Here is a 12,794-nt window from a genome sequence, read left to right on the forward strand (position 1 = left end):
TCTCGCGTCACCGAGAGGCGGATATCAAGGGTAGCCCGGGACTACTGGAAGAAGGGGAGTCTGAAGATGAGGAGATATCCGTTCAGCATGAGGACCGTTCCGAGAATGGCAGAGACGAGAGAGAAGTAGAAGACGGGAAGGGAAAGGGCGAGAATCGATATCGATGCCATGACGATGGCTATCTGGAGAAAGACTTCCGCATAGTCAAAATACGGGTCTTTAGACCGGTTCTTATCCCGTTCACGTTCGAGTTCTTTCGCATCCTCTTCGATCTTCTTCTTCTCAGAATTGTACCTGACCTCTTCCTCCTTCAGGTTCTTCAGCATCGCCTCGAATTGTTTCCGTACCTCGGGGTTCATGGCCCTGCCCCGTTCGAGGATGTCGGTTTCGAGCCGGCTCTTCTGGAGCCTGTAGAGATGCTCTCTCACTACCTTCGACTGATAAAAGGCCCACTGGTCAGAAGATTGCTGCTGCGCGAGGAGCATCTCCTTCATCGCATGATTCCCTCCGAGGGATGTCACCGCGAGGAGCACTGCGAATACTGCGGTAGTGAGGGCAACGCGCCGGGTAAATCTCTTCCCCCTCACCTCTTCAAGTTCATCCGTTTTGGGCAGCTCGACTTCCGGCATCTCCCGACCTCCTCACAGAATTTCAAACGTTCCTTACTACCGTCTTTCCGGCAGCGTGACCACACGTTTCGACACAGTGTGACTCATACATCAGCCACATCATCCCTTTTCTCTCTCAGCAAATTCAACTACCCCGACCCTTCTGAATCTCTTATACCGCTCCTCTATGAGTTTGCCCGGGGTCTTCGCCTTCAGCTCCTCCAGGGCATTGAGAACGGTCTCGGCTACCGAACCGGCAACGGTCTCATGGCTCCTGTGGGCACCTCCCGGCGGCTCCGGGATGATATCATCGATCACCTTGAACTCGAGAAGGTCACGAGCCGTGAGCCTCAGTGCCTGCGCCGCCTTGTCAAATTCTCCGGGAGTCAAATCTCCATTTTTTTTCTTCAAAAGGATCGCCGCGCAGCCTTCAGGAGATATTACAGAATAGACGGCATGTTCAAGCATATATAATCGGTCCGAGACCCCCAGCGCGATGGCGCCGCCGCTCCCCCCCTCCCCGATCACAACGGATACGATCGGGGTCTTGACCCTGGACATCTCCATGAGATTCGTGGCGATCGCTTCGGCCTGCCCCCTCTCCTCGGCCCCTATCCCGGGGAACGCGCCCGGCGTGTCGATTAACGTCAGTACTGGTATCTTAAACCTCTCCGCGAGTCGCATGAGCCGGAGGGCCTTTCTATAACCCTCAGGATGTGGCTGTCCGAAATTCCTCTGTATCCTCTCCCTCGTCCCCCGTCCCTTCTGATGCCCTATGACCATAACGGTTGTGCCGCCGACCTTTCCCAATCCTCCGATGACCGCGGGATCGTCGGCGAATCTCCTGTCACCATGCAGCTCAACAAACCCTTCCGTCATGATCGAAATGTAATCGAGGGTATAGGGTCTGTCCGGGTGACGTGCGATCATCGTCCTCTGCCAGGGAGACAGGTTTGCAAATATCTCTGTCCCGAGGTCCCGGACTTTTTTCTCGAGTTTCTTTATCTCCGACGTCATATCAATATCCTTTCCGTCGGAAAGGCGCTTCAATTCATCTATCTTCGTCTCGAGCGCCTCGATAGGCTTCTCGAATTCTAGGTAATATCTCATCCTGCCTTCACCGTCCCTTTTCCTGTCAGCCTCTCTATGCTGTCGATTAGATCCTGAGAGGGTTCTAAGGAAAGGTCTGTGTCGATCTCGACGAGGGCGCCCTCAACTTCGACAAGGAGACATACGCGGGCGCCGCCTCTTCTCTCGTTGTATCCGGAGAAAAGCTCCCGGAGTTTCTCCAGGCCGCCGGGCTCAGCAGGAGATTTGATCCTAATAGCGATCTTCCGGGAGTTCTTCTGCGCCATAAGATCCTCGATCCTCGCGATCTCCCTTGATACGAGTTTAATCCCCTTTTCTGTCCTGTCGACGGTCCCTTTCACGCTTATAAGGCTGTCCTTATTCAGGATGCCCGACAAATTCCTGTACATCTCGGGAAAAACGAGAACCTCGACCCTGCCGTCCTCATCTTCGAGGGTAAGATAAGCCATGGTTTCAGCCTTGCCCTTCGTCTTGATCTTCTTAATTCCGCTCACAACGCCCGCCACATGGATCTCCTGTTTGTCGAGCGCATCCTCGAGTTCTGACATCCTCTTCACATGCAGTGACGCCATACCCTCCCTGTATCTCGAGAGGGGGTGGCCCGTTATGTAAAAACCGAGGGCTTCCTTTTCGTGCTTCAGAATTTCCGTAGTATCCCACTCCGCGCCACCCTTCTGGTCGAAAACCTCATCGTGCCCAAAAAGGCTGCAGGCAGCTTGCTGGCCGTTTGAAGATTCGATGACAGCCATTGCGGCTGACCTGCTTATCCCGAGTGAGTCAAAGGCACCTGACTTTACAAGACTCTCCACAACCTTCTTGTTGACCTTCTTCCCGTCGATCCTCTGGAGAAATTCCCCCATGGATTGGAAGGGACCGCCGTCCTCCCTCACGGAAAGAATCGATTCGATAGCAGCAGAACCGACTCCCTTCACCGCCTCGAGTCCGAAGCGAATGCCGTTCCCGATCACCTTGAACTCCCTGCCGCCCAGATTGATATCAGGAGGTAAGATATCGATCGACATCTTCTTGCATTCCCCTATCGACTTCACGATCTTGTCGGTGTTATCCGTATCGGTACTCAGCGTTGCCGCCATGAATTCCACGGGGAAGTGGGCCTTGAGATAGGCGGTCTGGTAAGCGACATAGGCATACGCAGCGGAATGGGATTTGTTGAAGCCGTACATGGCGAAGGGTTCCATATTCTCAAAGAGTCTCGCAGCCTTTTTCTCGGGAATCCCGTTGGCGACAGCCCCTTTGATGAAGCCCTCCTTCTGCTTCTCCATCTCCTCCGGTCTCTTCTTCCCCATCGCCCTCCTCAGGATGTCCGCCTGTCCCATCGAGAAATTCGCTATCTTGTTGGCGATCATCATGACCTGTTCCTGGTAGAGGATTATCCCGTACGTTTCATCGAGTATCTCCCGCAACTGGGGCATCTCATAGGAGACCTTCGCCTCCCCTTTCTTGCGCTTGATAAAGTCATCAATCCAGCCCATCGGCCCCGGCCGATAAAGGGCAACAAGCGCTATGAGGTCCTCGAATCGGTTCGGCTGCATCCGTCTCAGGATGTCTCGCATGCCTTCGCTTTCGAGTTGGAATACGCCCGTCGTCTGGCCGGAGCTAAGGAGACTGTAGGTCTCCTGATCATCAAAGGGGATGTCAGGGAGGGAGAGTTCTCTGCCGTTGGCCTTGATGTATTCGAGGGTTCTTTCGAGGACCGTTAAGGTCTTCAGTCCAAGGAAGTCAAACTTCAGGAGTCCGATGCTCTCCACTGCTCCCATGTCGAACTGGGTCGTTATCGTACCGTCAGCCGGGTTTCTATAAAGCGGTGCATACTCGGTGAGCGGCTCGGGGGAGACGACGACGCCCGCAGCATGGGTGGATGCATGCCGGCAGAGACCTTCGAGCCTCTTCGCTATGTCGATGAGGTCTCTCACCTTCTGATCCCCGTCATATAATTCCCTGAGTTGAGGCTCGGACTTGAGCGCCTCATCGATAGTAATGTTCAGGGTATTCGGGATGATCTTTGCAATCCGGTCCACCTCGGCGTAGGGCATGTCGAGTCCCCTGCCCACATCTCTGATCGCCGCTTTCGCTGCCATCGTTCCGAAGGTTATGATCTGCGCCACATGGTCATCACCATATTTATTGGAGACATAGGATATCACCTCACCCCTTCTGTCCTTGCAGAAATCGACATCGATGTCCGGCATGCTCACCCGCTCGGGATTGAGAAACCTCTCGAAGAGGAGATTGTATTTTATCGGGTCTATCTCCGTTATCCCGAGACAGTAGGCCACGAGGCTCCCTGCTGCGGAACCTCTGCCGGGACCGACCGGAATACCCCGTTTCTTGGCAAAACTGATAAAGTCCCAGACGATAAGAAAATAAGAGGCGTACTTCATCCTATTAATGATCTCAAGTTCCGTTATGAGTCGTTTTTTGTATGCCTCCGGCGGGGTGGGACCGAACTTATCTCTCAGACCGAGCAGGGAAAGTTCCCTGAGGTATTCATCAGGAGCCCCCCCCTCGACATGAAACATCGGGAGCAGGCTAGCACCCATCGTGAATTGGACGTTACAACGCTCTGCAATCCGTCGTGTCGCCAAAATCGCATCGGGAATCTCGGCAAAGGCCCTCTTCATCTCTTCCGGCGATTTGAGGTAGAACTGGTCTGACTCAAAGCGGAGTCTGTTCTGATCACTGACGGTCTTGCCCGTCTGAATACAGAGAAGGATATCGTGAGCCCTGGCGTCCTCCCTGTTCAGGTAATGACAGTCATTAGTAGCAACTACCGGGATATGGAGATCCTTCGCAAGCTCAATGAGTCTTCGGTTCGCCCGTTCCTGGGCCTCGAGACCGTTATCCTGCAGTTCGATGTAGAAATTATCCGGGCCAAGGATATGCTTATATTGCAGTGCACTCTCTCTCGCCTTATCGACCATCTCCCTGCTCACATAGTATGGGACCTCTCCTTTCAGACAAGCCGAAAGGCCGATAAGACCCCCGCTGTACTGCGCGAGAAGGTCCTTGTCTATCCTCGGCTTATAATAGAACCCTTCCGTATAGGCTCTCGAGACGAGGGTCACGAGATTCTTGTACCCTGCATCGTCCTTCGCAAGAAGAATAAGATGGAATGAAGCCTCTGACGCATTCATACCCCCTTTTTCAAGGCGGCTTCCAGGGGCAACGTAAATCTCGCACCCAATAATCGGCTTCATTCCGGCCTTCGATATCTTTTTGTAGAACTCGACGGCCCCGAAGAGATTCCCATGGTCTGTTATCGCCACTGCCGGCATCTTGCACTGGGATGCCCGCTCCGCGAGTTCATCAATCTTGATAGACCCGTCAAGCAGGCTGTACTCAGTATGGAGATGAAGAGGTACAAAGTCGGCGCGCTGATGCATAGGAAATTTTACCTGATAGAGAATCTCAAGGTCAAACGTAACGATCGTCTGAGAAAAATGACTCCGAGCCACGAGATGAATGAAATTCCCTGTATGCCTTTGCTTCTCATGCCGGAGCGACCTGGAAATGCCACGGGCGACATACCGACGGAGAGAATTTCATCTTCTTGAAAGGAATGAGGTCATCCTCTCATATACCGCTTCCACGGTAATGGCCTGCGGGAAACCGGCAGGAGGCAACGCAGAGATCACTTCAACGCCTCTGCCGAGGGGCTTCCAGAAAAATGGATCGGTAGGGCCGAAGAGAGCGAGAACATCAGCGTTCACCGCTGCCGCAAGATGCGTAACGCCTGAGTCATTCCCTACGTAGAGATGGCAGAGGCTCAGTAGGGCCGCAACAGTAACTAGCCTCGCATTGCTCACATGGATAACCCTTCTCTGTCTCCGGGCGAAGTCATCCACCTTTTCTTTCACGTCGGGGCCCTCCGCAGGCCCCGAGAAGAAGAGGAAGAAGATATCCCGGTCCTGTTTCATCCTTCCGGCAAGCGCAAGATATCTTTCGATCGACCAGCACTTGCCTTTCCCTCCGCTCCCCGGATGCATGCCTATCAGTGTCATCCCGGTGCTGTCATATCCCGATCCCGCGAGGAACTCCTCGGCCCTTTCTATAGGGAGAGAGGGAATGCGAAGCAGCCCCGACGATAGTGCCGGATCACTACCTCCATCGATCTTATGGGAAAGCTGTTCCATTCTGTATTCAGAGACATGTCTTCTGACACCGGGTGGAGGTATCGTGATGATTGTCTCCGTCTGGCGAACCGCTTTCCTGAAGTTCGCGACAATACGGGAATCACTCCGTAACGTGAAGAGAAAGGCCCGGTCATACCGTGACAGGAATTCCATCGTCTTTTCGTCTGGAGTCGTTGTGTATAGTGACGAATAGAATGCGGCCTCAGCGGAAGATGCCTCATCGGCATAGCCTGCCTCCCTCAGAAAATCTGCCGCATCGGATCCTCCCGCGATATGGACAAGACCTGAGAGACGCCTTATCGTCCCGATGCACCGAAGGGAAAGGAGGAGATCGCCGAGTGCTCCGCTGTGGTGGATTAACGTTTTCAAGCCTGCCGTGCTTTCAAGGGGATTCCTTCCTATCTTGCTCATTCCTCGTCCGTCTTAATGTGAGACTGTCATCTGCGTCCGAGCGGATATTATGATCCTAACAAAATGCTTGATTAAGAAATAGCGTGGCAAACCGGAAGTCTTCTAAAAATAACAAATTCACCCAAAAAAGAAAATACACGCTGAAGCCCTTGACCCCAACTATCTGAAAACCAAGAGAAAAAAACGAAGCAGAGGCTAAAACAGGCTTTAATAAAGGATCATCGCAAAAAGAAGAGAAAATAGAGTAAATCTACAATCTGTTCTTCATGAAATGCTTAGAATTCCTATAGAAACAGAGAGAGAGAGTTGCCCATGATAGAATGCCGTTATATGATAATTATAGTAGATAGAGGGCAATGGAATTGCCCTTGAGGAGGTGATTATCATGGCAGGATTCAAAGGTTCAACGGAACTGATGAAGACCGAAAGACCGAGATTACTTTCGCCCATCGATGAGATGGAGAGGTGGTTTGAAGATGTTATCCGGAGACCTTTTTCATGGCTCCCTTCAACGGTCTGGCCTGAAATGAAAGTCGGCGAGTTCGAAGCCGTTTCACCTCATGTCGACATTTATGAGGAAGGCAATGAACTGGTTCTGAAAGCCGATCTGCCGGGCTTGGAAAAGAAGGACCTCGACATCAGTGTTTCCGGTAACGCGCTGACCATAACGGGCGAGAAGAAGAGAGAAGAAAAGGTGGAAAAGGGTGATTACTTCAGGTATGAACGTTCCCATGGTTCGTTCTTCCGCAGGTTTGAACTGCCGGCCGATGTTGATACGGAAAAGATAGAGGCTCACCTTGAAAACGGCGTCCTGGAAGTAAGACTACCGAAGAGCGAAGAGGCGAAAAGCAAAAGCAAGAAAATCTCGATCAGCTGATCCGGCTGCTCCCCGGCGACCAGCCGGGGATTTTTTTGTCTTATCGAAGGGCCGTCCTTCAGCCGTTAAGCCAGCTGCCTGCCGGAGTTCTTCTTCACGAGCATCGTGACTGCTGTAGCAGCATCCCGTTTCAGCAGGAAGAAACATACGACCGCCGATAGGAAGACAAGTATCGATAGAGTCTTCTCGCCCTTGCCGATCATAATAATGCCACCGACGATAAGGAACAGCATGAATACCGACGGCGCTACGATTCGTGAAAAAACCTCTCTTCCGGGGGTTATGTGACTGAAACAGGACGCAGCCTCCTCACGTTTCCCTAATCTTTCATAGAGAAGCCCTTGATTAAGCCATGCTATATTTGACTTTTGGTCCAGGGTGAGTGCTCGTCCGTAATACGCGATCGCCCTTCCCGGGTCGCTTTCTTGAACCTGCAAGGCCAACCGAAACCACATATTGAACAAATTACCCCCCTTGTCATAGCACGCCCGGGCATCTGCGGAGCGCCCTGTCTCCTCGAGTATTACCCCTTTCAGAAACCAGCCCCTGTGAAAATCAGGATTAGCCGACAGGAGTTTGTCGACGAGGTTCTCGGCCCTGTCATATTCCTTCTTTTCGTAATGCGACAATGCACCTTCCCACAACTTTCTTATCTCCTCCATGGTTTCATCTCCCTATCCTTTCCCGGGACGGTCTTGACGCTTCAGTTTTTCCTTCGCCGCTCCAACAGAGTCATTCATAAATATCAATATCGAGAGAATCCGCGACAAGCACTGACAACGTCTTCGATAGTTCCTCCGGATCCTCGATACAGGGAAATCCTCTCTTCTTCACCTCATTGAATATCGCGTCATATATCCTGTCGAACTTATCGGTGTGGTTCCGGCTCGTTGTACATGCGGGACACTTCTCCATGCTCCATGCCTCTCTTTCATCGGACTTTAGAGAAGTATAGAAAGAAATTTCACCTTCCGTCAATTGATACTTCCCGTGGATCCTGATCCGGCCGAACTGTTGACTTTCTTATGTCCAAACGTTTATACTTCTGTCCGAGGAAAAGATGGGAACTTATACAACATACCATCCGCATAAGATAAAGAGAAAGAGAAATCACGGCTTCCTTGAAAGGATGAGCACCAAGGGAGGAAGAAGGACTCTCCAGCGGAGACGCGCGAAGGGGCGCAAGAGGTTGGTCGTTTAAATTTTCGCCCGGATGACGACTCTCGAGGAGTGCGCATTCAGACCCGGACCCGCAGACCATCCCGTGAACATATTTCTCTCGTCGTATCGCATCCGATGCGCTCTGAAGATGGCCGGAGGTCTTAGGTTTTCCTTAGGTCCAGGGTGTTTTCATGCATAGCCGATGCAAAGGAATACAATGAGCAGACTAATCATCCTGGCAATCAAGGGCTACCGTCTTTTCGTCTCACCTCTTCTCCCCGGAGCCTGCAGGTTTACTCCCACTTGTTCATGTTACTCGATCGATGCCGTCACGAAGTATGGGTCGCTGAAAGGTCTCTCTCTTTCACTCGGCAGGGTGCTCCGATGCCATCCCTTCCACCCCGGCGGATACGACCCGGTGAGGTAATCCAGACACATGGATTCTATGGAAAAAAGGACCCTCATCGCTGTTTTGCTGACACTCGTCGTCTTGATAGGGTATCAATTCATGTTCACGAAACCCGTGCCTCAGACGCCGCAAAAGGCAGAGACAGGGACAAAGACAGAAAGAGAAGCGACGAAGAAAGAGACACCTTCCCCGGTTGTACCCGCCCCGCCCGCTGAAGTATCCGTCGCTGCAAGAGACATAAAGGTGGAAACCGAACTTTATGCCGCAACGCTCACATCGAGAGGAGGTACCATCAAAGGCTTTCAACTGAGACGGTATAAGGATAAGAATAACGGCGATGTTACCCTTCTCAAGGCGCCGGATGCATACCCTGCTCCTCTCGCAGTAGGGCTGAGTACCGAAAATTTCGAGCTCTCGAGAATGAATTTTAGCGTGCACGGTTCCGATCAAAATCTCAAGGGAGCCGAGACAGGTTCATTGATCTTCGAATATTCTTCGCCTTCCGTGACGATAAGGAGGACCTATACATTCCATGGGGACCGCTATACCATTGATGTGAGCGATGAAGTGGCAGGCCTTCCTGAATATTGGATTACCCTCGGCTCCGATTTCGGGATCTACGATTCAAAAGATTCATCCATACCTCATTTCGGTCCGGTCATCCTCAAAGACACGGAAAGAATAGAATTGAATACGAAGAAATTCGCCGAAACACAGAGTTACCGCGGCGGCCTCCGCTGGGTGGCCGAGGAGGACAAATATTTCTGTGCGGCGCTTATTCCGTCCGGTCAGGAGCAGGAGGCGAAGGCTTGGAAGGCCGGGGATTCCGTACTCGTCGCTTTCAAGGCTAAAGCGGGGAGAAACAATTTCATTGTTTATGCCGGACCAAAGGAATACGATAGATTGAGCGCGTTGCACGTCGGTCTTGAGCACATCATAGATTTCGGGTTCTTCTCGATCCTGGCTCGGCCTCTCTTCTGGCTGCTGAAATTCTTCTATTCCTTCCTCGGAAACTATGGCTGGGCGATAGTACTCCTGACGGTCATCGTGAGAATCCCCTTCATCCCGCTTGTGAACAAAGGGCAAAAGTCTATGCGGCAGCTCCAGGCGATCCAGCCGAAACTCACGGAGATACGGGAGAAATACAAGAAGGACCCGCAGCGGATGCAGAAAGAGACGATGGAGATGTACAAGAAATATAAGGTGAATCCCATGGGCGGATGCCTTCCGATGCTCCTCCAGATACCTGTCTTCTTCGCCCTCTATAAGGTTCTCATGACGGCCATCGAATTACGGGATGCGTCGTTCATCCTCTGGATACGGGACCTCTCCGGACCGGATACCCTCTTCGGGCACATCCCCGCATCGTTTCCCCTTATCGGCGGGTTCGCCATAGGGCCATTGCCCATCGCTATGGGCATAACCATGGTGATCCAGCAAAAGATGACGCCTTCGTCCCTTGACCCCGCACAAAATAAAATGATGATGCTCATGCCGGTGGTGTTTACCTTCCTCTTTCTCAATTTCGCATCCGGACTTGTTCTCTACTGGCTCGTGAACAACGTCTTCAGTATCGCCCAGCAGTACTATACGAACGCTCGGACCGCTAAACAACCTTCCTGAATCGCTAGAAGCATCGTCTCTCAACAATTGAGACCTCTCCTCGTTTCAGAAGAATTCGCTCTCTTTTTAGCGAATAGTTCACTACAGGCGCCATGCCACCGATCTTTTCGTAAGATGCGTCAAACCCTAAAGGAGTGCAGGATATTTAGAGATTAAACCTGTTGACTTTCAAGAGATTTTCATATATCGTAGCTAGTATGGCGGCAAAGCTCGGTCAGATGCTCATCGTATCGAACATCATCTCTGAGGAGCAACTCGGACAAGCATTAAACCTGCAGAAAAAAGAGGGCGGTAGGCTCGGCTCAAATCTCATCAAACTGGGGTACATCTCCGAGGATAAACTCGTCTCTTTCTTGAGCAAACAGTTCGGTGTCCCAGCCATTAACTTGTCTGAATACACGATAGACCCCTCGGTGATTAAACTGATTCCTGTCGAAATGGCGCGGAAATACCTCATTATGCCCGTCACCCGAGTGGGCGCCACCCTGACAATCACGATGGCTGATCCGTCCAATATGTTTGCGATAGACGATGTCAAATTCATGACGGGCTATAACGTCGAGGTCGTGGTATCGAGCGAAAACAGCATCATGCATGCCATATCGCACTATTATAGCGCCGGTAAGGGCGAAATTGCGCGGGTTTCGAAGAGCGCTTCATCCTCCGGGTCTTCGATACTCCAGGCCAAGGATTATACCCTTACGGATGACGAATCCACTGAGGGGGCTCATTTGGGCTCGGACGACGGACCGGTAGTCGATGTCGACGAGTTCGACAAAGTCGTGGGCACCGCCCTCGACGGCATCGAGACGATTGATGAAAAGGACGATGCGGAGATTATCAAGGAGGTCGAGGCCCCGATCGTCAAACTCGTTAATGGGATATTCATTAATGCGATAAAGGCAGGCGCAAGCGACATCCATATAGAACCCTATGAAGCCTCGCTTCGCGTTCGTTATCGGGTCGACGGGGTCATGTATACCGTCATGAGCCTTCCGACAAAGATACGGGCAGCCCTGACCTCGAGGGTCAAGATCATGTCACGGCTCGATATCGCCGAGCGGAGGCTTCCCCAGGACGGAAGGATAAAACTGAAGCTCGGGAAAAAAAGAGAGATAGATTTTCGTGTTTCAACGCTCCCAACGCTCTTCGGTGAGAAGACCGTCTTGCGACTCCTCGATAAGTCCAACCTTCAGGTGGACCTCACGAAGCTCGGATTCGAGAAGAATCAGCTTGACCATTTTATGGAGGCGATCGAGAAGCCCTACGGCATGGTCCTCGTTACGGGTCCGACCGGAAGCGGCAAAACCACCACCCTCTATTCCGCGCTGAACCATCTCAACAAGCCCGACACAAACATCATGACCGCCGAAGACCCCGTTGAATACAATTTCATGGGAATCAATCAGGTCCCGGTCAAAGAAGAGATAGGATTGACCTTTGCGTCCTCCCTGCGCTCATTCTTGAGACAGGACCCGGATATTATCATGGTTGGAGAGATAAGGGATTTTGAGACTGCCGAGATCGCCGTGAAGGCCGCATTAACGGGCCATCTGGTCCTCAGCACGCTCCATACCAACGACGCTCCGAGCACCATAAACAGACTCCTGAACATGGGGATAGAGCCTTTTCTCGTATCTTCCTCGGTCATCCTCATCCTCGCACAGAGACTCGCCCGGCGGATATGTCCCCAGTGCAAGGTCGAGGAGAAGATACCGGTTCAGGCTCTCATAAAAGTCGGGGTCCCCCAGGAGGACGCCGGGACGATGAAATGTTTTAAGGGAAAAGGCTGCACCGCGTGCAACAATAGCGGATATAAGGGAAGGGTGGCACTCTATGAAGTGATGCCGATCAAGGATGAAATACGCGAGTTGATTCTCGAAGGCGCGTCGGCAAATGAGATTAAGAAGGTGGCGATTCGACTCGGGACGAACACCCTCAGAATGAGCGGCCTGTCCAAAGTGAGAGAAGGGGTCACCTCAATCGAAGAGATCATGAGAGTTACGTTTGGAGATTAAGGAGAAAGAAGCATGGCGACACTGTATGACCTGCTGAATCAGATGATTGACCAGGGCGCGTCCGACCTCCATATCACCGTGGGGTCCCCTCCAAAACTGAGGGTTGACGGCAAGCTCATCTCTGTTGACCATCCACCTCTGAGCCCTGCCGATACAAAGGCGCTCTGTTACAGCATACTGACCGATGCCCAGAAACACCGCTTCGAGGAACACAATGAGCTCGACCTTTCCTTCGGCTTGAAGGGCATCAGCAGGTTCAGAGCCAACGTATTCATGCAGAGAGGTGCCGTCGCGGGCGCCTTCAGGAGCATACCTTTTTCGATCAGGACGTTTCAGGAGTTGGGGCTGCCGGAAATCGTCCATACCCTCGCGAAAAAACCGAGGGGCCTCATTATCTGCACCGGTCCGACCGGTAGCGGAAAATCGACCACCCTTGCCACGATG

General features: G+C 52.1%; 12 protein-coding genes. 6 read left to right on the forward strand and 6 right to left on the reverse strand.

The window, feature by feature from the left end; translation table 11 throughout:
* Nucleotides 1-41 precede the first annotated feature (41 nt).
* From VEI96_01530 to VEI96_01545, 4 genes are all read right to left on the reverse strand, one after another.
* Nucleotides 42-629, reverse strand: a complete 588-nt coding sequence (locus VEI96_01530; GenBank protein ID HXX56663.1) for a DUF4337 domain-containing protein — start codon at nucleotides 627-629, stop codon at nucleotides 42-44.
* A 99-nt stretch (nucleotides 630-728) separates the two neighbouring features.
* Nucleotides 729-1,718 (reverse strand): acetyl-CoA carboxylase carboxyltransferase subunit alpha, encoded by a 990-nt coding sequence (locus VEI96_01535; GenBank protein HXX56664.1) that lies wholly within the window; start codon nucleotides 1,716-1,718, stop codon nucleotides 729-731.
* Nucleotides 1,715-5,101, reverse strand: coding sequence for a DNA polymerase III subunit alpha (locus VEI96_01540; GenBank protein ID HXX56665.1), 3,387 nt, complete (start codon nucleotides 5,099-5,101; stop codon nucleotides 1,715-1,717). Before VEI96_01540 ends, VEI96_01535 begins: the two co-directional genes overlap by 4 nt.
* Nucleotides 5,102-5,260: 159 nt before the next feature.
* Complete coding sequence (locus VEI96_01545; GenBank protein HXX56666.1) at nucleotides 5,261-6,262, reverse strand: glycosyltransferase family 9 protein; 1,002 nt, start codon at nucleotides 6,260-6,262, stop codon at nucleotides 5,261-5,263.
* 385 nt (nucleotides 6,263-6,647) lie between these two features.
* On the opposite strand from VEI96_01545, the gene VEI96_01550 reads away from it, so the two are divergent.
* Nucleotides 6,648-7,139: an Hsp20/alpha crystallin family protein gene (locus tag VEI96_01550; protein ID HXX56667.1), complete on the forward strand. Its 492-nt coding sequence runs from the start codon at nucleotides 6,648-6,650 to the stop codon at nucleotides 7,137-7,139.
* Between the two features lie 65 nt (nucleotides 7,140-7,204).
* Here VEI96_01550 and VEI96_01555 read toward each other — a convergent pair whose 3' ends face one another.
* Both VEI96_01555 and VEI96_01560 read right to left on the reverse strand, forming a co-directional pair.
* A complete protein-coding gene (locus VEI96_01555) occupies nucleotides 7,205-7,801 on the reverse strand; it encodes a tetratricopeptide repeat protein (protein HXX56668.1) in 597 nt (198 codons plus the stop codon).
* Nucleotides 7,802-7,871: 70 nt separating this feature from the next.
* Nucleotides 7,872-8,054, reverse strand: coding sequence for a hypothetical protein (locus tag VEI96_01560; GenBank protein HXX56669.1), 183 nt, complete (start codon nucleotides 8,052-8,054; stop codon nucleotides 7,872-7,874).
* A gap of 145 nt (nucleotides 8,055-8,199) precedes the next feature.
* Here VEI96_01560 and rpmH point away from each other — a divergent pair, with 145 nt between their 5' ends.
* From rpmH to VEI96_01585, 5 genes are all read left to right on the forward strand, one after another.
* Nucleotides 8,200-8,340 (forward strand): 50S ribosomal protein L34, encoded by a 141-nt coding sequence (gene rpmH / locus VEI96_01565; GenBank protein HXX56670.1) that lies wholly within the window; start codon nucleotides 8,200-8,202, stop codon nucleotides 8,338-8,340.
* A 177-nt stretch (nucleotides 8,341-8,517) separates the two neighbouring features.
* Entirely contained in the window at nucleotides 8,518-8,727 is a 210-nt protein-coding gene (gene yidD / locus VEI96_01570; protein ID HXX56671.1) for a membrane protein insertion efficiency factor YidD, read from the forward strand.
* 9 nt (nucleotides 8,728-8,736) lie between these two features.
* Nucleotides 8,737-10,332, forward strand: a complete 1,596-nt coding sequence (yidC, locus tag VEI96_01575) for a membrane protein insertase YidC (GenBank protein ID HXX56672.1) — start codon at nucleotides 8,737-8,739, stop codon at nucleotides 10,330-10,332.
* A 197-nt stretch (nucleotides 10,333-10,529) separates the two neighbouring features.
* Nucleotides 10,530-12,350, forward strand: a complete 1,821-nt coding sequence (gene pilB / locus VEI96_01580; protein ID HXX56673.1) for a type IV-A pilus assembly ATPase PilB — start codon at nucleotides 10,530-10,532, stop codon at nucleotides 12,348-12,350.
* Nucleotides 12,351-12,362: 12 nt separating this feature from the next.
* A partial coding sequence (locus VEI96_01585; protein ID HXX56674.1) for an ATPase, T2SS/T4P/T4SS family occupies nucleotides 12,363-12,794 on the forward strand: 432 nt, incomplete at its 3' end.

Source organism: Thermodesulfovibrionales bacterium (genome assembly GCA_035622735.1).
In the GTDB taxonomy this organism is placed as follows: domain Bacteria; phylum Nitrospirota; class Thermodesulfovibrionia; order Thermodesulfovibrionales; family UBA9159; genus DASPUT01.